The sequence below is a fragment of the Novosphingobium kaempferiae genome, assembly GCF_021227995.1.
Taxonomy (GTDB): domain Bacteria; phylum Pseudomonadota; class Alphaproteobacteria; order Sphingomonadales; family Sphingomonadaceae; genus Novosphingobium; species Novosphingobium kaempferiae.
The window spans coordinates 3,867,881-3,889,804 of sequence record NZ_CP089301.1 but is presented as its reverse complement, the minus strand read 5'-3'; the positions used below and the strand labels follow the sequence as shown (position 1 = coordinate 3,889,804).

The 21,924-nt window shown below is 67.1% G+C and carries 15 protein-coding genes; 4 read left to right on the top strand and 11 right to left on the bottom strand.

Annotated features, from left to right (window positions below; all coding sequences use genetic code 11):
- Window positions 1-13 precede the first annotated feature (13 nt).
- The 5 genes from LO787_RS17800 to LO787_RS17780 all read right to left on the bottom strand — a co-directional run bounded on the left by LO787_RS17800 (window position 14) and on the right by LO787_RS17780 (window position 9,284).
- Window positions 14-1,618, bottom strand: a complete 1,605-nt coding sequence (locus tag LO787_RS17800) for a GH39 family glycosyl hydrolase (protein WP_338045384.1) — start codon at window positions 1,616-1,618, stop codon at window positions 14-16.
- A 62-nt stretch (window positions 1,619-1,680) separates the two neighbouring features.
- Window positions 1,681-3,147: a GH1 family beta-glucosidase gene (locus tag LO787_RS17795; RefSeq protein WP_232492325.1), complete on the bottom strand. Its 1,467-nt coding sequence runs from the start codon at window positions 3,145-3,147 to the stop codon at window positions 1,681-1,683.
- 34 nt (window positions 3,148-3,181) lie between these two features.
- Window positions 3,182-5,551 (bottom strand): glycoside hydrolase family 31 protein, encoded by a 2,370-nt coding sequence (locus tag LO787_RS17790; protein WP_420847760.1) that lies wholly within the window; start codon window positions 5,549-5,551, stop codon window positions 3,182-3,184.
- Between the two features lie 442 nt (window positions 5,552-5,993).
- Window positions 5,994-7,127, bottom strand: coding sequence for a LacI family DNA-binding transcriptional regulator (locus tag LO787_RS17785; RefSeq protein WP_232492324.1), 1,134 nt, complete (start codon window positions 7,125-7,127; stop codon window positions 5,994-5,996).
- A 96-nt stretch (window positions 7,128-7,223) separates the two neighbouring features.
- Entirely contained in the window at window positions 7,224-9,284 is a 2,061-nt protein-coding gene (locus LO787_RS17780; protein ID WP_232492323.1) for a DUF3857 domain-containing transglutaminase family protein, read from the bottom strand.
- 290 nt (window positions 9,285-9,574) lie between these two features.
- Between LO787_RS17780 and LO787_RS17775 the strand changes: the two genes are divergently transcribed.
- The gene (locus LO787_RS17775) at window positions 9,575-11,638 is read left to right on the top strand and encodes a putative bifunctional diguanylate cyclase/phosphodiesterase (RefSeq protein ID WP_232492322.1); all 2,064 of its coding nucleotides are present in this window, start codon (window positions 9,575-9,577) and stop codon (window positions 11,636-11,638) included.
- A gap of 270 nt (window positions 11,639-11,908) precedes the next feature.
- On the opposite strand, the gene LO787_RS17770 is transcribed toward LO787_RS17775, so the two are convergent.
- Complete coding sequence (locus tag LO787_RS17770) at window positions 11,909-13,348, bottom strand: NAD-dependent succinate-semialdehyde dehydrogenase (RefSeq protein ID WP_232492321.1); 1,440 nt, start codon at window positions 13,346-13,348, stop codon at window positions 11,909-11,911.
- 233 nt (window positions 13,349-13,581) lie between these two features.
- On the opposite strand from LO787_RS17770, the gene LO787_RS17765 reads away from it, so the two are divergent.
- A complete protein-coding gene (locus LO787_RS17765) occupies window positions 13,582-14,643 on the top strand; it encodes an aromatic ring-hydroxylating oxygenase subunit alpha (RefSeq protein WP_276574168.1) in 1,062 nt (353 codons plus the stop codon).
- A gap of 48 nt (window positions 14,644-14,691) precedes the next feature.
- Here LO787_RS17765 and LO787_RS17760 read toward each other — a convergent pair whose 3' ends face one another.
- Both LO787_RS17760 and LO787_RS17755 read right to left on the bottom strand, forming a co-directional pair.
- Window positions 14,692-17,034, bottom strand: a complete 2,343-nt coding sequence (locus LO787_RS17760; protein WP_232492320.1) for a TonB-dependent receptor — start codon at window positions 17,032-17,034, stop codon at window positions 14,692-14,694.
- Between the two features lie 75 nt (window positions 17,035-17,109).
- On the bottom strand, window positions 17,110-17,781 hold the full coding sequence (locus tag LO787_RS17755; RefSeq protein ID WP_232492319.1) for a type IV toxin-antitoxin system AbiEi family antitoxin domain-containing protein: 672 nt from the start codon (window positions 17,779-17,781) through the stop codon (window positions 17,110-17,112).
- A gap of 207 nt (window positions 17,782-17,988) precedes the next feature.
- Between LO787_RS17755 and LO787_RS17750 the strand changes: the two genes are divergently transcribed.
- On the top strand, window positions 17,989-19,323 hold the full coding sequence (locus LO787_RS17750; protein ID WP_232492318.1) for a sensor histidine kinase: 1,335 nt from the start codon (window positions 17,989-17,991) through the stop codon (window positions 19,321-19,323).
- Window positions 19,324-19,327: 4 nt separating this feature from the next.
- On the opposite strand, the gene LO787_RS17745 is transcribed toward LO787_RS17750, so the two are convergent.
- Window positions 19,328-19,987, bottom strand: a complete 660-nt coding sequence (locus LO787_RS17745; RefSeq protein WP_232492317.1) for a response regulator — start codon at window positions 19,985-19,987, stop codon at window positions 19,328-19,330.
- 113 nt (window positions 19,988-20,100) lie between these two features.
- Window positions 20,101-20,544, bottom strand: coding sequence for an Rrf2 family transcriptional regulator (locus tag LO787_RS17740; RefSeq protein WP_232492316.1), 444 nt, complete (start codon window positions 20,542-20,544; stop codon window positions 20,101-20,103).
- An 87-nt stretch (window positions 20,545-20,631) separates the two neighbouring features.
- Here LO787_RS17740 and LO787_RS17735 point away from each other — a divergent pair, with 87 nt between their 5' ends.
- Window positions 20,632-21,411 (top strand): class I SAM-dependent methyltransferase, encoded by a 780-nt coding sequence (locus tag LO787_RS17735; RefSeq protein WP_232492315.1) that lies wholly within the window; start codon window positions 20,632-20,634, stop codon window positions 21,409-21,411.
- Between the two features lie 10 nt (window positions 21,412-21,421).
- Here LO787_RS17735 and LO787_RS17730 read toward each other — a convergent pair whose 3' ends face one another.
- Window positions 21,422-21,823: a hypothetical protein gene (locus tag LO787_RS17730; protein WP_232492314.1), complete on the bottom strand. Its 402-nt coding sequence runs from the start codon at window positions 21,821-21,823 to the stop codon at window positions 21,422-21,424.
- Window positions 21,824-21,924: the final 101 nt, after the last annotated feature.

Sequence of the window (21,924 nt, the reverse complement as noted above, 5' to 3'; positions counted from 1 at the left end):
GCCCGTATCTCTCTCACTTGCCCGCAGGTTCGAGCGTGACGAGCGCCACGTCGTTGCTGCGCATCGCCACCTCCACCGTCGCGGTGCCGTCGCTGCCGACGCGGATCGGCTTGTCCTGCTCCGGCCTGTCCGCCGTCTCGCGCTGCAACTGCTCCAGTTGCGCGGGACTGAGCGCGGCGGGCATCCCCATGTCGATGTAGGACGAGAGCGGGTCGTTGAGCCGATATCCGGTCTTGCGAACCTGCAGGCGATAGGTGCCCTTGGCCAGATGCGCGAAGCGGAACGTCACCGGCCTGCTCTGCGTCGCGGGCACGAGGCGGGTGTAGAACGGCTTGTTGCTGACGCTCTGCACCGGCTGCTGGAAATCCCAGACGAGCGCGGCCACGCGCTTGCCGTCCGCCGCCGCCATCGCCTGCGCATCCCCGGTGGCGAGCGCCTGCCCCTTCACCGCGTTGAGGTATTTGTACGCGAACCACGCGGGCTTGCGGATGCCCTCGCGGTTCATCAGCCCGAAGCCGCCGTGGAACGGAGTGGGCGGCGGGCCGGGTTCCTCGAACAGGTCGGTATAGGCCCAGTAGCTCATGCCCTGCACCAGCCCCTCAGTCGCCTTGAGCTTGCTCAGGATGTAGGGCGCGCTCACGTAGCTGTCGTGAACGAAGTCGCGCGGGGTGTAGCTGGTGCTCCATTCGGTGAAGAACAGCGGGATGCCGGGGAAGGCCGACGCCTCGATCTCGCCGCGCACCTTGCGCACGTCGCCGACGATGGCATCGGGCGAGGGGGAGAGCTTGGTGTCCTGCTTGCCCTCTTCGTCGAGGAAGCCGCCGTCGACGCCGTAAGTATGCGTCGCCACGAAATCGACCGGCAGCCTGTTGTCGGCGGCGTATTTCAGGAATTCCGGCACCCACGCCGCGCCCGCCGTCGCCGGGCCGCCGACGCGCAGCGCCGGGTCGATCGCCTTGATGGTGCGCACGGTATCGGCATAGAGCGCGAAGTAGGCGCCCTGATCCGCCTTTTCCCAGAAGCCGTCGAGGTTGGGCTCGTTCCACAGCTCGAAGTACCACTGGCGCACTTCCTCGGCACCGTAGCGCTCGCGCATGTGCGTCACGAAGGCGGTGACGAGATCGCGCCACATCGCCGGGTCGGGGTGCGAGGTGTTGCCCTTCCAGTAGAACAGCTGCTGCGGCGAGGTGCGCATGACCGCGGGCGTCCAGCCGAGTTCCACGAAGGGGCGGATGCGCTTGGCCTTCAGGCCGTCGTAAAGCTGGTCGATCTTCGTCCAGTCGTAGACGACCTTGCCATCCACCTTGCGCACGGTGCCCAGCGCATCGTGGAAGATGTCGTGGAAGCGGATGTAGCGGAAGCCCAGCTCATCCGAGGCGACCTTGAGCTGCGCCTGGCTGTCCTCGCGGATCAGCGTGCCCGGAAAGTCGGAGCCGACCGAGAGGTCGAAGAAGCGGTCCACCGGCCCGGTCGGCGCGGCGACGTCGATGCGGATCTCGCGCGCGGACTGCGCCTGCGCCGCCCACGCCGGTTGCGCCGATGCGATCATCGCGGCTGCCGCGAGTAACCCGTTCCTGACCATCCACTCCTCCATCCGCGCCGAATTATGGTAGCGCAATCATTTTTCGTTGCAACATGGCCGCCACGCCGCCCCGGACATGCTCCGGGGCGGCGCCACGATCACACCAGCCGGTTGGTGCGCACCAGCTCGCGATACCAGTCGGCGCTGAGCTTGGGCGTGCGCTTCTGCGTCTTGAAGTCGACGTGGTGGATGCCGAACAGCTTGGTGTAGCCGTCCTCCCACTCGAAGTTGTCCATCAGGCTCCACAGGAAGTAGCCCTTCACCGGCAGCCCCTCGCGCGCGGCGCGCTGGAGGTGCGTCAGGTAGTTGCGCAGGTACATCACGCGATCGGCGTCGTAGACCTTGCCGTCCTGCGCCACCGGATCGTCCGCCGAGCAGCCGTTCTCCGAGATGTAGATCTTCTTCGGCTGCCACAGGTCGTTGACGGTGCGCACGCCCCAGTACAGCGCCTCCGGCCCGACGTAGAGCCAGGGCGAGGCCATGCGCGGCGAATTGGCGAGGTGCGGCAGGATCTCGTACCCGCTCGGCGTATCCGCCGCGCGCACGAAGTTGGGCGTGTAGATGTTGAGCGACACGAAATCGAGCGCGCTGCCGATCACCTTCATGTCGCCGTCCTTCACCTTGGGCGCATCGGCGCCCTGTGCGGCGAGGTAGCTGTCGAGATAGCGGCCTTCGAGGATCGCGGTGAGGAACATCGCGTTCTCTTCGCGCATGGCCTTCTTCGTCGCCTCGATATGCTCGGGCGTCTCGATGGCTGGCACGAAGATCGTCGCGTTGTCGGCAAGGCCGACCTCGGTGCCCGGCTTCGCCGCCGCGCGGATCGCCTGCACGCCGAGGCCATGGGCAAGCACGCCATGGTGGCGCACCTGATTGACCTCGCCCATCGGCAGCTTGAGGCCCGGTGCCTTGCCGCCGGTCATATAGGACAGGTCGGTGAAGCAGCGCAGTTCGTTCACCGTCATGATGTGCTTCACGCGGTCCGACACCTTGCCTGCCATGTACCCGGCGTAGTCGGCGAAGGCATAGGCGGTGTCGCGCGACTGCCAGCCGCCCTTGAGGCCGGTCGGCAAGTCCCAGTGGAACAGCGTCATGTGCGGCTGTATGCCCGCCGCCAGCAGTCCGTCGATCAGGCGGTTGTAGTAGTCGAGCCCCTTCTGGTTGGGCTTGCCCCGACCGTTGGGGAAGATGCGCGACCATGCGACCGAGAAGCGATAGGCCTTGACGCCCAGCGCCTTCAGCAGCGCGATGTCCTCCGCATAGCGGTGGTAGCTGTCGCAGGCGACGTCGCCGGTGCCGCCATCGGTGGTCTTGCCGGGGGTGTGGGAGAACACGTCCCAGTTGGTCTCGCCGCGACCGTCTTCCTTCACGCCGCCCTCGATCTGGTAGGCGGCGGTGGCGCAGCCCCAGAGGAAGTCGGCGGGGAAGGACAGCGCATCAGCGCCCTGCCCTGTCGCAGCGGCGGCGGATGCCTGCACCTGCGCGGCGGCGCCACGCCCGCCGAGCGCCGCGCCGAGCGCTGCGGCGCCAAGGCCCATGCCAAGCTGGCGGCGGTTGATTCCGGTCATCGGTTAATCTCCTGAAACGCTTTGAGGAGCAGGCTTACCGCCCGCCCATGATCCTGACGAGGCCCGGCAGCGCCTGCCCGGTCGGCAGCGGCTGGCGGCTGGTGAGCTTGCCCGTGGCGTCGTCCCATACCAGTTCGGCCTTCTTGCCGCCGCTCTTGCCGCGATAGGCGTTGGTCGTGCCGTCGTCGTCGTAGAGGGTGAAGGTCGCGTTGGCGCCCGGATAGACGCGGATGCTCTCCAGCGCCTGCTTGCTCGCGGTGCTTTCCACCTGCACGCCGAGCGGCACGATCGAGCCCGCCTTGACGAAGACCGGGATACGCTCGATCGGCGCGTCCACCTCGACGGTCTGGCCGCCTTCGTAGCGCTGGTTGGTCCAGTAGTCGTACCAGGCGGTCCCGGCGGGGAGGTAGACCGACTTCTTCGTCTGGCCCTGCTCGGTCACCGGCGCGACGAGGAACGCCTTGCCCAGCATGTACTGGTCGCCGATGGTCGCGACCTTGGGGTCGTTCGGGAAGTCCATGAACAGCGCGCGCATGAACGGCGCGCCGGTCTCGTAAGTGCCGCGCCCCAGCGAGTAGAGGTACGGGATCAGCGAATAGCGCAGGCGCAGGTTCTCGGCGAGGATCGGCTCGGCCGCCTTGCCGTATTCCCACAGCGCGGTGCCGGGGCGCTGCCCGTGGATGCGCAGCGTCGGCGAGAACACGCTGTATTCGAACCAGCGCACGAAGAGTTCCGGATAATCGGTGTAGTCCGCGCCCATCGCCGTCGCGCCCGCCGGATCGACCAGCAGCGGGTGCTGCGCCTTCGGGCCGCTCGGCCACTGCCAGCCGCCGATGTCGCTGCCCCAGTAGGCAAGGCCCGTCGCCGTGAAGCCGAGGCCCGCAGGCACCTGCCGCTTGAGCGCATCCCAGGTGGACTTCACATCCGACGACCAGAACAGCCCGCCCGTCCGCTGCGAACCGAGGTAGGCCGCGCGCGAGAGGATCAGGTTGCGGAAGTTGGGGCGATCACGCGCGGAACCGTCCGCGACGCCGCTCGTGTGAACCAGCGGGAACAGGTTGTGATAGCGGTCGCCCGAGCCGACCGAATAGAAGTAGTTGTCCGGCACCAGATCGGGCTCGGTCTCGTCGAGCCAGAACCAGTCGAAGCCTTCGGACGCGATGTTGTCGCGCAGCTTGCCCCAGAACCATTCCCGCGCTTCGGGGTTGGTGCTGTCGATCAGCGCACCGGCGCGGTCGAAGCGCACCGGCAGGCCGTCGACCGACTTGCCGTCCTTGTCCTTGAGCAGCCAGCCCTTGGCGTCGAGCATGTCGAAGTAGCGCGATTCCCGCTCGAAGCGCGGCCAGACGCTGATGATCGAGCGCATGCCCATCGACTTGAGCTGCGCGTTCATCCCCTTGGGATCGGGGAAGTAGGTGCGGTCGATGTCGAGCTGGCCCATGCGCGACCAGTAGAACCAGTCGAGCACCATGACGTCGATCGGCAGGTTGCGCTGGCGATAGCCCTGCGCGATGTCGAGCAGTTCCTTCTGCGTCTCGTAGCGGGCCTTGCTCTGGATCAGGCCGAAGGCGGCCTTGGGGGGCAGCGGCGTCTCGCCGGTCAGCTTCGCGTAGCCGGCGTAGAGTTCGTCGGCGGTCTTGCCGGTGATGACGAAGAACGAGACGCGCTCGCCCACCTGCGACTGGAAGCGGGTGCTGCCGTGGAGGCCGGGCCAGACGGTGGTGCGCGCCGGGTTGTCCCAGACGATGCCGTACCCCTTGTTCGTCACCATGAACGGCACGCAGACGGTCTCGCCCGCAGGCGCGTCATAGTTGTGGGCGCAGTCGATCTGGCGGCCCTTGAGGTCGAGCGTGCCTTCCTGGTTCTGGCCGAGGCCGTAGTAGTGCTCGTCCTGCGGCGCGTCGAAGGTCGCGCCCATCTTGAAGGTCTTCTCGCCGTTGACGGTGACGGGGGCCATTTCCCACCCGGTCATCTTCGTCAGCACGGTGCCGTCGGCACCCTTCACCGAAAGGCTGACCGGCGGCAGCGAGGGTGCGAAGTAGCGCTCCATCATCGTCGGCGCGGGCGGATAGGGCTTGGCGTCGACGGTCAGCGTCAGCGCGGCGGAGGTGAAGACGTCGCCCGAGGCGTCGCTGCGGTGCGACCAGCCGGTGGCGTCGGCCTTCGCATTCGGCCCCTCGCCCGGCGCGGCGCTGGCGAGCGCGGGGTCGAGCGCGATGGTGACGCGCACGATGTTGGGGGCATAGGGCTCGACGGCGACGCGGCTGCCGTTACGGTCCAGCAGCGCCATCGGCTCGGCCGCGGCGGCGCCCGCGTTCAGCGCCAGCCACGACAGGCCGAGCGCCAGCGCACCCTTGCGCGCGATCATGCGTGCGGCCTCACCGGCCCGTGCCCTGTTCTTCATCGTCCTGCTCCCACTCTGTTCATTGACCGCCCCTCGCCGAAAATCGTGCCCGGCGCAGGCGCGCCGGGCACAGTCGGGAGGAGCCTTGAAAATCCTGCTACGGAAATACCCGCAGCCATACCCGATGATATCGCTAGCAACGACGGGATGCGTTTCGCAGTACGACCAATGTCAGTCTTGCCAAACGCGAAACCCGCGCTCCACGATGCGCCGGCGAAGCGGACGGGGCTGACCAGCCCATCGGACCTGTGCTCCACTAACGACATCCTCTGCGGGTTCCGGCGGCGTCGAGGCTCCTGCCCCGATCACGCGCCATGATTAGACGAGCAATCTGTTACCGCTATCAAATCAAGGTGTCGAGTAGGAGTTGATCCTGACGCGCGCTTTTTTCTCAGAGTAATGAATTCCGGTCACGGCGAGTACGACAACCGCCGGAAACCCGTCAGGCCGCAGCCCCCTCCTGACGGCGCGGACGCGGCCGGGGGCGGCGGCGCGGGGCGGCGTCGGACTGGCGACGGATCAGCGCGTAGTCCAGCAGCACATGCCCGTGGGCATCCACCTTCGCCATCTTCGCGCCGTCGCGCCGGTCGCCGCGCAGGCGCTGCACGATGAGGTCGATCGCCGCGCGGGCCATGTCGCTGATCGGCTGGCGGATCGTGGTCAGCTCCGGCCAGATCGTCGTCGCCAGCAGGGTATCGTCGAAGCCGCAGACGGTGAGGTCGCCCGGCACGTCGAGGCCGCGCCGGTGGGCGACCGCCACGGTGGCGGCGGCCATGTCGTCGTTGCTGGCGAAGATCGCCGTCGGCGGCTCCGCGAGGTCGAGGATCTGCTCCGCCGCGTCGAGGCCGGAACGGTAGGTGAAGAACCCCTGCGTCACCAGCGCCGGATCGAGTTCGAGACCCGCCTCCGACAAGGCCGATACGTAGCCTTCGTAACGCCGCTCACTGGCCCGCTGGTTCGGGTTGCCCCGGATGAAACCGATGCGCACATGGCCGAGCGCGATCAGGTGGCGGGTCATCTCACCGGCGGCGTGGAAGTCGTCGATGCCGACGATCGCCGACTCCTCGAAGGCATACCCCCCCGCGACGGAGACCGCCGGAATCCCGGCCACCTGCAGCGCCTCGACCATCTCGGGAGAATCGCAAAGCGGCGGCGGCAGGACGATGCCGTTGAGGCGGCCGCGCTGCAGGTGGCGGACGAGTTCCTCGACCGACCAGCCCTCGTCGAACTGCTCGACCACCAGATGCGCGTTGTTGCGGCTGGCCTGATCCAGCCCGCCGACCAAGAACTCGCTGAGGTACGAGGACGAGGGGTTGCTGTAGAGCAGCCCGAGCCGCATTTCCTCGCCGCCCGCCAGCGCCCGCGCCGCGACGCTGGGCGCGTAGTTGAGCGCCTCGATAGAGCGCTCGACCCGCTCACGCGTGGATTCCCGCACCGTGGTACGGTTGTTTATCACGCGCGACACGGTCATCGGCGAGACGCCGGCGTGCTCCGCGACGTCGCTGATGGTCGGCGCCTCGCGCTGGCGGCGGGACGCCTTGGCCGTCTTTTCCCGGGTCTTCGTCTTGTCAGGCATTTCGCCCTTGTGAACCATCATGATGCGCACAGCAATATGGCCGCCCGCAGATGGTTCTTTTCGTGGCGGTTCTCCCGCGAACCTGGGGATTTTCGCCTACTTCGCCGCCATGGATGCGAGACAGGGCACGCCGTCCGCCGTCCAGTCGATGTCGTAGGTCGCCGGGACCGGCCTTCCCGCCTTGTTGTCGGTATCGGCGGCGGCGGGGTCGTAGGTGATCCAGGCCATGCTGTTGTCGAAGCTGGCGACCCGGCCGTTGTCGTGGAGAGCACGCGCGGCATCGACTTCCTTCTGCTCCACGCGCAGGCCGCGAACCATCCGCAGCGCGCCGTCGCGCACATCGAAGGCGCGGTAGTAGGAGCGACCGAACATGCGGTTGTCGATGTCGTCCTTGTGCGTCCACTGCCCCGGCCTGGTCTTCTCCGGCAGGCGCACGGTGGTGACGCGGCAGTCGAAATCGGGCTTGTTGTAATAGGGCAGGCTCTGGTCCTGCTCCGCGGCGCGCAGGCGCTTCTCGGGAGGGTTGAAGCCGCCGCCGGGCAACGCGAGGGACTTGGCGCCATCGCCGCCGTCATCCCAGTCGACCGTGCCGGTGCCGCTGATGGTCAGCACGCTGGCCTGCGCCTTGCGGTCGTAATGCCACTTCACGTCGTCGATCGTCTGCCAGGTGTCGCCGATTGCCTGCTGGCGAAAGCCGCTGAGCATCTGCGCGGGCGTCAGCGCGGAGAACTGGACTTCCTGCTGCAACCCCTCGATCCCGCGCCGGATCACGGTATTGGTGATGCGCGCGGGCTTGTCGAACCCGGCACGCGCGTCGATCTCGAACAGCGTCACCTGATCCGGCCGCGCGGCGGGCTTCCAGTCGAGATGCTGGAGCGTGCTGCCCTCGGTCGTGAGCGGCAGCACCCATTCGTAAGGCATGACCGGGTCCGCGCCGGGCAGCACCACGGCGGGCAGCGTTCCGTCGAGCCAGTAGCTCTTGCCCTCGATCCGGGCCTGCACCAGCACATGATCGAACATGCGCGGGCTCGGCAGGCGCTGGTCGAGGCCATCGTCGCCGCCGCCGTTGTTCACGAGCACCGGCTGCGCCTCGATCCCCATTTCGCGCAGGAGCGCCAGCAGCAGCGCGGTCTTGCCCTTGCAGTCGCCATAGCGCCGCCGCCACGTCTCGTCCGCCGCCGCGGGCGTGAAGTTGCCGCCGTCGAGCCCGACGTAGATGTAGCGGATGTCCTGCTGCACCAGCTTCAGCGCCGCGCTCGCCCGGTCGAGCGGACTGGCACTGGCCGCCGCGATGCGCGCCGCCTCCTGCCTGAGCGGCGACTTCGCATCGAGCTTCGAGGCGGTCGCGAACAGCGGCGCGAACCGGCGCGAGATGCCCTGCCAATCCGAGAACCGGCTGAATTCCACGACCCGCTGCCAGAGATAGCGCGGCGGCGCGTCCTTGGGCGGGGTCAGCGCGGCGGGATTGTCGAACAGGTAGTCGATCACCTGCGCGTCGGGACGCGCGGCCTTCTCCATGTCCGGGCTCATCTTCACCGCTGGCTTGTCCGCACCCTCCCAGCTCAGCCGCAGGTGGAAGCGTCCCGGCGCCGGCTCGGCGGCAAGCACCAGCAGCCCGGCGTCGTTCCTGCCCAGCGTCGGGTCGCTGGAGCGGATCGTCGCACCGAATTCCAGCTCGTCCCCCACGCGCAGGTCGGGGATGCGCAGCACCGCCGTCAGGTTGCCGTCAAGCTGCGCCGCCTCAAGCTGGTCTTCGCGTCGGAGCACTTCGAACGAAGCGTTCTTGAGGACATCGATCACCTCGTCCCCGCGGTAGATCCTGATCCCGTGGACGACCGGCGCCCCCGCCGCCGGGTTCCACGCGATCGACACGTTGCCCAGTTGCAGCGCATTGGGATGGAGAATCCTGGCGCGGTAGGCGTTGAACAGCACCTGCCCCTTTTCGTCGAGGTGAACCTCGGTGTCCTGCCGCCGCATGAACACCGCGCCTGCCGCGTCGTCCGGGACCGGCATCGGCTCCGACTGTACCGCCCATTTGGGCACCGGCCCGCGCTGCACCTGATCCCCGGCCGCATGAGCGGTCCCTCCGGCGAGCATCGTCGCCAGGCACACTGTAATCGCAAGACGCACATCAACCCCCTTGATCCGCGTCGCCATGTTCACCGTCGCCGTATAATAAGCAAGCGCTTGATGATCCGGTGAAATAATTGTCATCCTGGCGGGACGGCGCCGCATCCGGGCAGCGAAATCAACGGCGATCCCACAACGCCCGCTTCTCCCGTCGGTCGGGCTCATGGCTGCCGCTGCCGTCAGTGCGAATGATGACAGTTCGATGACTGTTTAAGACATCGAAGTGACTGTGTTCATTAGAAAATCTTAGGAAATAAACGTTAACCCTGATGCTCGAAGGCCCGGGACGGGGAATCCCGGCACAATTCGGGTGCAAAATGTTCAAAGAGAAGTCGAAACTGGGGCGCGCGTTCGCGTCGCTCGAAACGCGCCTTGTGGGCGCGCTCGCGCTGATCGTGGTGCTGACGATGCTGCTGCAGGTCGTCACCCAGCGCGAGGCCTATGCCCTGCGCGGGCAGAGCGATGCGCTGATTGCCGCCTCGGCCATCGCCGAGAATGCCGACCAGTTCGCCGATGCCGTCGACAAGCTGCGCATGGCGGCCAATCGCGGCATGGCGGCGACCGGCGGCAGCGACGAGCTGACCGACCAGGCCATCGGCATCGACGAGAAGCTGGGCAAGCTGCGCAGCAGCGGCGTTGCGCTCTACGACACGCCGGGGGCGGGAAACCCCTTCGCCGTGCTCGACCTGCACGTCGCCGAAATCCGCAAGATCCAGCAACGCGGCGCGACCAGCCGCGCCCTGATCGAGCGTGTCGAACGGCGCAACGCGGCGATGGCCGCCTTCGCCGACGGCATCGCCCGCCGCACCCATGAAGACCGCCGCGTCGCGCAGACGCAGCTGGTGAACTCCATCGGGCGCTGGCAGCTTCTGGTGGCGGGGACCGGCCTCGTCACGATCCTCGTCGTGCTGCTCGCGCTGTTCGACATCCTGCGCAACATCCTGCCCGCGATCCGCCGGATGCACGGTAACGTGCAGCGACTGGCCGACGGCGATCTCGACATCGAGATCGGCGAATTCCGTCTCAAGGAACTGAAGGCACTGTCCGGCCCGCTGGAAACGTTCCGCCGCAACGCCAATGCGGTGAAGAGCCTCGCCTTCAGCGATCCCGCCACCGGAATGCCCAATCGCCGTGCCTTCCAGGAGACGTTCGGCAAGCTGATGGCAGCGGGCAGCGAGGACCGCTTCGCCTGCATGGTCATCGACATCGACCGCTTCAAGCACGTCAACGACGACTACGGCCATGCCGCAGGCGACGAACTCGTCCGCCCGATCGGGGAGCGCGTGAAGGGTCTGCTCGGCACGGACAGCATGGTGGCGCGCGTCGGCGGAGACGAGTTCGCGGTCTGCGTGCCGCTCGGTGCCGACGGCTGCGGCCTCGCGCTGGCGGGCGACATCGTCGCGTCCATGCGCGCACCGTTCAGCCTCGGCGAATATTCCGTCGCCATCACCGTATCGATGGGCGTGGTGGATCTCGGCATCGGTGAGGTGGACGACGTCGAGGCGGTGCTGCGCAACGCCGACATCGCGCTCTATGCCTCCAAGAAGAACGGCCGCAACTGCGCCACCGCCTTCGATATGTCGATGGCGCGCGAACGGGCGGTGGACCGTGCGCTGGAGAAGGATCTGGAATTCGCCTTCGAGCGCGAGCAGCTGCGCATGGTCTACCAGCCGATCCATTCGGTTGTGGACGACGCGCGCGAGGTGGAGGCGCTGGTGCGCTGGCGGCACCCGGAACTGGGCGAGGTGCCCCCGTCGAGCTTCATCCCGGCGGCGGAGCGCAGCGGCCTGATGGTGCGGCTGGGCGAATGGATCATCGAGCGCGCGCTCGCCGATTTCTCCCGCTGGCCCGGCCTGCACCTCAGCATCAACCTGTCGCCTCTGCAACTGCAGCACGAAGGGTTCAGCGGCTTCCTGCTGGAACGCTGCCGCCGCCACGGGATCGCGCCGCAGCGCCTGTTCCTCGAAGTCACGGAATCGCTGTCGATAGAGCGCAATACGCGGGCTTTGCTGACGCTCAACCTGCTGCGCAACCTCGGCTTCCGCATCGCGCTCGACGATTTCGGGACGGGCTATTCCTCGCTCTCGATGGTCAAGAGCTTCAAGTTCGACCGCATGAAGCTGGACCGCAGCCTCGTCATGGATCTGGGGCAGGATCCGGCCTCGGTCGCGGTGCTGGAGGCGGCAGTCACGATGGCCCGCCACGTCGGCGCGGAAGTGGTGGCCGAGGGGATCAGCGACGCCCACCTCATCGGCGCCACCAAGAGCGCCGGATGCACGCACCTTCAGGGCTACTTCTACAGCAAGCCGATCGAGGCGGGCGAAGTGCCGGGCTATTTCGCGAAGCCGGAAGGGGAGCAGCCTCTGGCGGCGGTGGCCTGAGGCGGGGAGCGCCGCCGTTTTCCTACAGGATGCGGGGCGTGATACGACCGGCGGCGTGATGCCCTTGCCGCCGCTCTTCTCCCCCGTGTTTCCGCGTCCTGCGGAAGGTCACACGCGCTTTATGGGGAAAGCGCAGATTTTCGATAGAGAACACGGTTCTCCGACGACACTTTAAGGCCCTTCTCCCACAACAAGCCCCCTCGAACGAAAAAGGCCGCGCCACCTTTCGATGGCGCGGCCTTCGATGTCCCTGCGGTCGGGAGCGTCGGGTCAGACGTTGGCGACCACGACCGAGCGGATGTTCAGGTAGTTCTCCAGCGCCTCCGGACCGCCTTCGGTGCCGTAGCCGGAGTCCTTGATGCCGCCGAACGGCAGTTCCGCCGATGCTGCGGCAGGTGTGTTGATCCACAGCATGCCCACTTCGACCCGGCGGCTCAGCAGGTCGGCATTGGCGAGGCTGCTGGTGAAGGCATAGCCGGCAAGGCCGAACGAGAGGCGGTTGGCTTCGGCGATCGCCTCTTCCAGCTTGTCGAACCCGCGGATGCCCGCGACCGGGCCGAACGGCTCGTCGTTGAACAGCCGGGCATCGAGCGGAACGTCGGCCAGCACGGTGGGCGACCAGAAGTTGCCCGCTTCGCCGATGCGTCCGCCGCCGGTCAGCAGCCGGGCGCCCCGCGCCACCGCGTCCTCCTGGAACTCGGCCATGGCCGCGACCCGGCGCGCATTGGCAAGCGGCCCCATCTGCGTGCCTTCGGCGAGGCCGTCACCGACCTTCACCCCCTGCGCCAGCGTGGAGAGCGCCTCGGCGAAGCGGTCCTTGACGCTGTTGTGGACGAGGAACCGGGTCGGCGAGATGCAGACCTGCCCGGCGTTGCGGAACTTGGCGTTGCCCGCGCTCCTGACCGCAAGCTCCACGTCGGCGTCCTCGCAGACGATCACCGGGGCATGACCGCCCAGTTCCATCGAGACGCGCTTCATGTACTTGCCCGCCATTCCGGCAAGCAGCTTGCCCACCGGGGTCGATCCCGTGAAGGTGATCTTGCGGATGATCGGGCTTGCGATCAGGTATTCGGAAATCTCGGCCGGATCACCGAACACCAGGCCGAGCACGCCCTCGGGCAGACCGGCATCTTGGAACGCCTTGATGAGCGCCGCCGGGCTGGCCGGGGTCTCCTCGGGCGCCTTGACGATCAGCGAGCAGCCCGTGGCCAGGCCCGCCGAGATCTTGCGGACCACCTGGTTGACCGGGAAGTTCCAGGGCGTGAACGCGGCGACCGGGCCGACCGGATCCTTGACCACCATCTGCCGGATCGACAGGCTGGAACGGTGCGGCACGAGGCGGCCGTAGACGCGGAAGCCTTCCTCGGCGAACCAGTCGATGATGTCGGCGGCGGCGTTGATTTCGCCCTTCGCCTCGGGAAGCGGCTTGCCCTGCTCCTGCGTCAGAAGGAGGGCGATGTCCCCCGACCGCTCGCGCAGGAGAGCGGCGGCGGCGCGCATGATGCGGCTGCGGGCAGCGGGCGTGTAATCGCGCCAGACCTCGAACCCGCGCTGGGCGGCATCAAGCGCACGGTCGAGGTCGGCACGCCCTGCATGCGCGACACGGCCGATCTCCTCGCCGGTGGCGGGATTCTGCACCGCCAGCGTCCTTCCGTCGGTGGCATCGGTCCATTCGCCGTTGATGAAGAGGCGGGTATCCAGATAGGCCATGCGACGAGTCTCCAGTGGTTTCGCCCGTGGCTCCGTCGATGGGACGGGGCCAGCGGGCATCGCGACGGCCGCCATATCGGAACTGGAAGGCGGAAGCGCAACCTCGCCTTGCGTGTTTCCAGGCAATCCAATCCGCTCTAATTTTCGCAACACGACGTGCGGATCATTGCGTTTTACAGAGCATGTCCAAACGCCGAAAATGGGGGCCAGCACTCCACAACGGAAGAATTCCCATGGCCACCGCCGCCGCCATCGACACCGCGCGCCCATCGCTGCCGCTGGGCTGCACCTTCGATCCCGAAGACTGGTTCATCCTTGCCCGCCACTGGTATCCCGTCGCCCTCGCCAGAGAGGTCGGGCCGAAGCCGATCGGCACCAGACTGCTCGACCAGCCGCTGGTGATCTACAAGGCCGGGGACGAGGTCGTCATCGCCACCAACGTCTGCCCGCACCGCGGCGTGCCGCTAAGCCTCGGCGCGCAGCAGGAAGACGGCATCATCTGCCCCTACCACGGGCTGAAGTTCGGCGGCGGCGGCAAGTGCGTCCACGTCCCGGCCCATCCTTCGCGCGACATTCCCGCGCGGCTGCACTTGCGCACCTACCCGAGCTTCGAACGCTACGGCCTGATCTGGACCTGCCTCGACGCGGAGGGCGACACGCCCCCGCCCGGCGCCATCCCCGACATGCCGCACTGGGACGAGCCGGAATTCCAGCAGATCACCTGCCCGTGGATCGACATCAACGGCTTTGCCGGGCGCCAGCTCGAAGGCTTCCTCGACGTCGCGCACTTCGCCTTCGTCCATACCGAGACCTTCGCCGATCCCGACAATGCCGAAGTGCCTGCCTATGCCCCCAGGCGCACCGAGTATGGCTTCGAGGCCGAATACTGGAGCAGCGTCGGCAACTATCCGATCGGCCTGACGCAGCGCGGCGTGCTCGACTTCCAGTGGCTGCGGCACTTCCGCTGCCACCTGCCCTTCACCGCCACGCTGGAAATCCATTTCCCCGACAAGGACCGGCTCGTCATCATGAACGCCGCCTCGCCGGTCTCGGCCAAATTGACGCGCCTGTTCGCCCCGATCGCGCGCAACTTCGATACCGACCTGCCGGTGCAGGACGTCTACGACTTCAACCAGCGCATCTTCGAGGAAGACAAGGCCATCGTCGAAGCCCAGATGCCCGAATGGCTGCCGCTGGATCCCGGCGACGAAGGACACATCCCGGCAGACATGAGCTCCATGACCTACCGTCGCGGCCTCAAGGCGCTCGGGCTCAAGCGCTTCTTCGGATATTGAGCGGGAAAAGTCGGTGCCGCCCATACGGACGACACCGAGCTTCTGTCCTTAGTATTTCAGCGAGAGCGTCGCGAAGGCCGAACGGCCCGGCGCGATGTTCACGAAGTGCGTGGTGTAGGTACGGTCGTAATACCGCTTGTTCGCGAGGTTCTGCACGTTGACACGCAGCGCGATCTTATCGGTGACGTCCATCGCAGCGGTTGCATCGAAGCGCCAGTAGCTGGGGATCGAGCGGACGATGGTGTTGTTGGTGCCGGCGATAACGGCGTTGCCGAAGCTGCCGTACTGCTTCGAGTTGTAGATCGCGCCGCCGCCGATCTGGAAACGCCCGGCGATGTCGAACGTGGTCCAGGTCGTGAAGCTGTGCTTGGGCGTATTGGGGAACGGCTTGCCCAGCGCGAACGCCGTGGTCGGCGTGACGTTGGTGCCGATGCTGCGCACTTCGGAGTCCATGTAGGTGTAACCGCCGAAGATGCTCCAGAACGGCAGCGGCTTGCCGTTGAAGCCGACCTCAACACCCTGGATGCGACGCTCGCCGACATATTCGAGGAGGCCGTTGGCGCCGGTGGTGCGGGCGTTCTTGGTTTCGGTGCGGAACACGGCGAGGCTGAGGCCGAGCGCGGAATCCATGAAATCCCACTTGGTGCCGACTTCGTAGGACTTGGTGCTTTCCGCCTTGAGGTCGTCAAGCGTGGTCAGCGCGATCGCGTTGCCTTCCTGCCCTTCGCCGACGAGGCTGCCCGGAGGCGTGGTCGACTTGGCGTAGGATACGTAGAGGCTGCCGTTGGACATCGGCTTGAACACCAGACCCGCCTGATAGTTCAGGAAGTTGTCCTTCTTCTCCAGCACCGGCGCGGCGGTGGTGGTCGGGATCGTGGTCTGGACCGTCTTGTACCAGTCCTGGCGGATGCCGAGGTTCAGCTTCAGCGAATCCGAGAAGCTGATCGTGTCCAGCGCGTAGATCGCGTAGGTCGTCGCCTCGGTCTTGGCGGTGGCGGCGCTGCGGGTGATCGGAACGCCGGTGGTGCCGCCGACCGGGATGTTCTGCCAGTTGTCGTAGGGGTTCGGGTTGAACAGGCTGGTGCAGTTGAACGCCGCCTGCTGCGCGGCGCTGCAGCGCCCGGCACCGGTGTTGACCGAGGTGACGTTGGTGTTGACCGCGAAGTTGCCCCGCTTCGACTGCTCCCAGCTCGCCTCGACGCCTGCCGAGAACGAATGCTCGATCCCGCCGGTGTCGAACGTGCCCGAAAGGTCGATCTGGCCGACCATGGAGTCCACGTCGCTCCAGCGCGAGTTCGCACGGCGCCAGACGAGGCCGTTCTGGACATTGCCCTGGCTGTCGTCCGGCTGGGTGATGATGTAGGCCTGCTTGACGTTGGCGTACTTGGTCGTGCCGCGCAGCCTGATCCGGTCGGTCAGATCATGCTCCGCACGCATCAGGAACTCGTCGACGTTGGTCTTGCGGAAGTCGCGGTTGGCGAGGCCGTAGAAGTTGCTGCGGTCGACCTTCTGCCCGTTGACGACTTCGGCCGGGCCGATGTGCAGCAGCGAGGTGGACGTGACCTGACCCGCCGAACGCTCGAACGGGATGCCCGGATCGGGGATGTCGTCGCTCTGCATGTGATAATAGTTCACGAAGGCGCGGGTCGAGGTGCCGAGGCCCAGCGCGGCCGAGGGGGAGATGCCCCAGCGGTTGTAGGTGACGACATCGCGCTTGGCGACGTCGGCATCGTGCCACATGCCGTTCAGGCGAATCGCAGCGGTCTCGCCGATCTGGTAGTTTGCGTCGATGGTCGCGCGCTTGTAGTCGTCGGTGCCGTAGCTGAGGTCGGCGCGGGCATCGGTGCCCAGATGCGCCATCTTGCTGACGAGGTTGAGGCTGCCGCCGGCGCTGCCGCGACCGCCCATGGTGGAATCGCCGCCCTTGACCACTTCGATCTGTTCGACCGCGAAGATCTCGCGCGACTGGCCGCCGACGCTGCGGATGCCGTCGATATAGGTGCTGCCCTGTGCGTCGAAGCCGCGGATGAAGGGACGGTCGCCCTGCGGGTTGCCGCCTTCACCGGCGCCGAAGGTGATGCCCGGTACCGTGCGCAGCGCCTCGACGAACGTGGTGGAGCCGCTTTCGCGGATCACTTCGGAGGGCAGGACGACGATCGACTTGGGCGTGTCGAGCAGCGGCGCGGTGTACTTGGGCGATGCCGCGCGATCGACCTTGTAGGGGGTCTCCTCGATCGCGGTGTCGGAGACGGTCACGCCGCCGAGGCTGGGCGTCGTATCCTCCTTGGCGTCCTGCGCCAGTGCGGGCGCGGACGCGAAGCCGACGCAGGCAAGCGCCAGATAGGCCGGGGCGACCCGGGAGGGTGAACGACGGATACGGGAATTGGACAAGAGAGCCCCCTTGGTTGGATTAACACCTGATTTATTTGGTTTTTCGCCGATGGATCGCGGCGTCGATGACGGGGTCTAGGACGCGAGCATGGCGCCCGAGGCCCCCGGTTTCTTGTAGAGGCCGAGCGCGACCCGCTCGACATAGCCGCGACGGCATAGGCGGCTCAGCTTCTGGGTGGAGATGCCGAGCGCGCGGAACTGCGAGGCGGTGGCGAACCGGCAGCGCTCGACGAGCGCGAGCGCCCGTGCCTCGGCGCTTTCCGCACCCGCATCCGGCACCGGGTCGGCAGCGGTATCCGGCTGAAATTCCATGCGAAAACAGCCTTCTCGCGCGATCCGATCCTCGGCCAGAATCGAGCGTGCGGGCAGGCGGCGATCCTCATCCAGAAGCGCGTCGGCGAGCGCGCGCAGGGCCTGCTGGAAGGGATTGGCCATGTGCAGATGGGCCGATTGGGACGGGCGCTGGAGCATCGACAGCCAGCTCAGGATGGCGATTTCGTCGTCGCTGACGAAGCGCGATTGCTCTCCGAAGACGACGAGACCGTTGATTTCCACCTCGTCGGCAAGGCGTTCGAGGATGCCGCGAAGGGGTGACTGAACTGAACCTAGACCGTGCTGAACGTCACCGGCGGTGCGCAGGAGGGCAACGACGCGCCGTTCAAGCACGGTGAGCACGCTGAGAGGACGCCCCGCGCGACGTGCGGCGATCGAGCACGCGCCCGACCCATCGATCGTCTGCTTCTGCATTTTCCCTCACGGCTTGGCGGTATCGCTTGTTGATAGTGAATATTAATAGCGACTAAGGTCATATGCAGGCTGAACGGTGCGGTTCAGTTTCCGTTTCGATTTGTCGCAGTGGGTGCGTTCAGGTTCGGTTGGGGGGCACGGGATATGAGCAACACGCTATCGAGCAGCGTTGGGCGAAGACGCGTCGCGCATGGGGGCACTACCGATATGAAGCTGCTTCCGCGCTCGATCCGCGCCCGGTTGCTGATGGCCGGAGTGGCGCTGACCGGCGTCGCGCTGCTGCTCGCGGCGCTGCTGATCCGCGAGGGCGTCTACGATCTGGTGCGCCGCAGCCTCAACGAGCGGCTCGATGCGCAGATCGCGCTGTTGCTGCGCAGCGTCCGCGCCGACGGAAGCGTGGACGGCGCGATGCTCACCGAACTCGGCCCGTTCACGCAGCACCGGCGCGGCTGGGGCTGGCAGATCGAGACGCCCACGCGCGTCTACGCATCGCGTGACGTCTCGCGCCTCGACGATATCAGCTGGGAAGGGCCGCCGGGGCGCGAGGGGCATTTCCGGGGCGGCGACGAGAGCCTGCTCGCGGGCCGCACGCCGGATTCCTACGTGCGCACGCTGGAGAACCGCACCGCCGCTGGCACCATCCGCATCACCGCCTTCGCGCCCGCGCGGGTGTTCTCCGGCATGCTGGAGAGAGCGCTGACACCGATCCTGCTCATCCTCGGCGGGCTGAGCGTCGCGCTGCTGGCGGCGACGTTCGCGCAGTTGCACTTCGGGCTGGCGCCGCTGGCGCGGTTGCGCAAGGCGCTGACCGCCGTGCGCGACGGCTCGCTCGACCGGGTGCCCGCGCGCCAGCCCGCCGAACTCGCGCCACTGGCGCAGGAACTCAACGCCCTGCTCGACGAGAACGAGGCCGCCTTGGCACGCGCCAGAGGCCATGTCTCCAACCTCGCGCACAGCCTCAAGACGCCGCTGGCGACGCTGAGCATTCGCGTGGCCGAGCCGGGCTGCGATCCTTCGGGACAGCTTGGCGAACTGGTCGGCCAGATCGACGGTGCGATCCGCCACCACCTCGGCCGCGCCCGCGCCGCAGCGCCGGGATCGCCGGGCGGTACGCCGGTGCCGCTCGGCGAAAGCGTTGACGAACTGGTCCTTGCGCTCGGGCGCATCCACGCGGACCGGCACATCGCCTTCACCGCCGACATCGCCCCCGATCTCGCGGTCAGGAGCGATCCGCAGGATCTGGCCGAGATGCTCGGCAACCTGCTCGACAATGCGTGGAAGTGGGCCGCGCGCGAAATCCGGCTGTCGGCTCGGGAGACAGGCAACATGGTCCGCATCGTCATCGAGGACGATGGGCCGGGCATTTCCGCCGAAGCCATCGATCAGGCGCTGGTGCCTGGCCGCCGCCTCGACGAGCGCGAGGAAGGCCACGGCTTCGGCCTGCCCATCGCCCGCGAACTCGCCGAACTACATGGCGGCGCGCTCGATCTCGACCGCTCGTCGATGGGCGGATTGCGCCTGTGCCTGACCTTGCCGCGTTGAACCCTCAGTCAGCCGTCAGCAGGTAGCCGCGCCCCCGGATCGTGCGGATCATGTCCGCGCCGATCTTGCGGCGCAGGCGACCGACGATGACCTCCAGCGAGTTGGAATCGACGTCCGCGTCGTACTCGTAGACCCGGTCGAGCAGTTCGCGCCGGTCCACCACGGTGTCCTTGCGCAGCATCAGCGCGGAGAGCACGCGCCACTCGAACGCGGTCAGCCGCACCGGCAGACCGTCCATCTCGAAGTGGCCAAGCTGCACGTCGAACTCCAGCGCGCCGCAGGTCACCTTGTTCGAGGCATGGCCGCTCGACCGGCGCACCAGCGCGCGCAGGCGCAGGATCAGTTCCTGCACGCGGAACGGCTTGATGAGGTAATCGTCCGCGCCCGCCTTGAACCCGGCGACCTTCTCCGCCCAGGCATCGCGCGCGGTCAGGATCAGCACGGGCAGCGCCTGCCCTTCGGCACGCCAGGATTGCAGCACCGTCAGCCCATCCACCTTCGGCAATCCGAGGTCGAGCACCGCTGCATCGTACCGCTCGGTCGCGCCCAGATGGCGCCCATCCTCCCCGTTCGCGGCGACATCGACCGCGAAGTTCTCCGCCCGCAGGGCGCGGGCGATTTCATCGCTGAGAGCCGCGTCGTCCTCGATCACCAGTATGCGCATCGGTGTTGCGATAGTGCGAAAAGCGGAGACGAACCAGCAACAATGGAATGACCACAATCAATTCGTGACAGTCGTATGTTCGCACCCTCGTCCGGCAGAGCGCCCGGGCCGGATCAGTCCGCCGGCCATGATGCCGACCGGCATCGCGCATCGAAGCTGCGGGCGAGTTCGGCAAGGCTGACCGCGCCCAGCCGGGCGATGAGCTGCGCTTCGGCCTCGCGCAGCGCATCCTCCAGCGCCTCGTTCACGACCTTCTCCACCGCGCAGTCGGGATTGGCGTGCTCGCTGCCGATGGCGAAGAGGCGCGGGCCGCCCACCGCGCGGTGGACATCGAGCAGCGACACCTGTTCCAGATCCGCCGCGATCGCCCAGCCGCCGCCGTGGCCCTTCTCCGACCGCACGTACCCCGCATCGCGCAGGCCCGCCATCGTCCGACGCACGACCACCGGGTTCGTGCCGAGCATGCGCGCGATCGCCTCCGACGTCATCGGACCATCGTGCCGGGCCATGTGCAGCAGCACATGCAGCATGCGGGATAGGCGACTGTCGTTGCGCACCGTTCGCTCCTTCGCACGCTGGCCGGGATTGGCAAGGGAGGGATATCACGATACTTGTAATGTTACATGATTCGTGGAGCCTTCGAAATGTCCGAATTCCAGAGTCCCGACCACTGGGACACCGCCGCCCGGCACTATGAGCAGACCGCCCACCCCTTCACCGCACGCTATGCCGAAGCCGCGCTGGCGCGGGTGCCGCTGACGCACGGCAGCCGGGTGCTCGACGTCGCCGCGGGCACCGGGGCGCTCGCGCTGCTGGCGGCGCGGACGGGCGCGCGGGTGCTGGCGACCGACTTCTCGCCCGGCATGATCGCGCGCATTGCGGCGGCTGGCGTGCCCAATGTCGAGGCGCGGGTCATGGACGGGCAGGCGCTGGCCCTCGACGACGGCGGGTTCGACGCGGTCTTTTCGATCTTCGGCGTCATCATGTTCCCGGACTGGCGCAAGGGCCTTGCCGAGATGGCGCGGGTGACGCGGCCGGGTGGGCATGGCGTGGTGGCGACATGGCAGGACCGGGGCGCCGCGACCTTCCTGCTGCTCGGGCAGATCCGCCGCAAGCTGTTTCCCGAACTCGAAGGGATGACGATGCCGGAGGCGGTGCAGGCGCTCGGCGAGCCTGCGGACTTCGCCCGCGAGTTGATCGCCGCCGGATACCGCGAGCCCGAGATCGAGCACGTCACGCACGATTATCCGCTCGACGTGGCGGCGCTCGCCGAGCCCGACACGCTGTTCGGCATGTCGCCCGACTGGACCAGCCTGAGCGACGCGCGGAAGGCCGAAGTCGTGGTCGAGGTGCGGCGCATGGCGGGCGACCGGACGGTGCTGCCCATCCCCTCGACGGCGCTGATCGGCGTCGCCCGGCGCTGAGGCGCGGCAGCTAGAGAACGGTGCCGGAGGCGCGATGGTAATCGCTGGCGGCGTCGGGATCCTGCACGTCGTAGGTGAACCACGCGGCTTCGGCGTAATCGTAGACCTGCACCAGACCGCCTTCGACCCGCGCCGCAAAGAACGTCGACGAACCTCTGTCGTAGCCCTTCACGCCGGTTCCATCCGCCTCGATGGACAGGGACGTTCCATCTGCCAGATCGCGGATTTCCGGCAGCGTCCCGCCGAACTTCGCTCCGCGATCGCCGTCGAGGCCCTGTAGTTGGCCGTCGCGGAATTCGGCCGCGATCTGAAGGTCTCGCTGTGCGGCGTGGTCGTAGAGGCCCGCGACCTTCTTGCGGGTGACGATGGCGAAGGCGGCAGCGGCGATCAGCGCGCGGGTGTGGGTATGCATGGGCGGACTTGGCACTCCGGCGATCGGAAAATCAAGCCGCCATCAGTGGCGTATGACCGCCCGAGATGTCTTGCCTGTGTCTTGCGCGTTTGCGAAAGCTC

Bases quoted from the DNA above. Each gene is read 5' to 3' on its own strand.
- LO787_RS17730 (WP_232492314.1), bottom strand. From the start codon at position 21,823: ATGCATACCCACACCCGCGCGCTGATCGCCGCTGCCGCCTTCGCCATC.
- LO787_RS17750 (WP_232492318.1), top strand. From the start codon at position 17,989: ATGAAGCTGCTTCCGCGCTCGATCCGCGCCCGGTTGCTGATGGCCGGA.
- LO787_RS17735 (WP_232492315.1), top strand. From the start codon at position 20,632: ATGTCCGAATTCCAGAGTCCCGACCACTGGGACACCGCCGCCCGGCAC.
- LO787_RS17780 (WP_232492323.1), bottom strand. From the start codon at position 9,284: ATGGCGACGCGGATCAAGGGGGTTGATGTGCGTCTTGCGATTACAGTG.
- LO787_RS17765 (WP_276574168.1), top strand. From the start codon at position 13,582: ATGGCCACCGCCGCCGCCATCGACACCGCGCGCCCATCGCTGCCGCTG.
- LO787_RS17745 (WP_232492317.1), bottom strand. From the start codon at position 19,987: ATGCGCATACTGGTGATCGAGGACGACGCGGCTCTCAGCGATGAAATC.
- LO787_RS17770 (WP_232492321.1), bottom strand. From the start codon at position 13,348: ATGGCCTATCTGGATACCCGCCTCTTCATCAACGGCGAATGGACCGAT.
- LO787_RS17795 (WP_232492325.1), bottom strand. From the start codon at position 3,147: ATGACCGGAATCAACCGCCGCCAGCTTGGCATGGGCCTTGGCGCCGCA.
- LO787_RS17775 (WP_232492322.1), top strand. From the start codon at position 9,575: ATGTTCAAAGAGAAGTCGAAACTGGGGCGCGCGTTCGCGTCGCTCGAA.
- LO787_RS17785 (WP_232492324.1), bottom strand. From the start codon at position 7,127: ATGCCTGACAAGACGAAGACCCGGGAAAAGACGGCCAAGGCGTCCCGC.
- LO787_RS17790 (WP_420847760.1), bottom strand. From the start codon at position 5,551: ATGAAGAACAGGGCACGGGCCGGTGAGGCCGCACGCATGATCGCGCGC.
- LO787_RS17755 (WP_232492319.1), bottom strand. From the start codon at position 17,781: ATGCAGAAGCAGACGATCGATGGGTCGGGCGCGTGCTCGATCGCCGCA.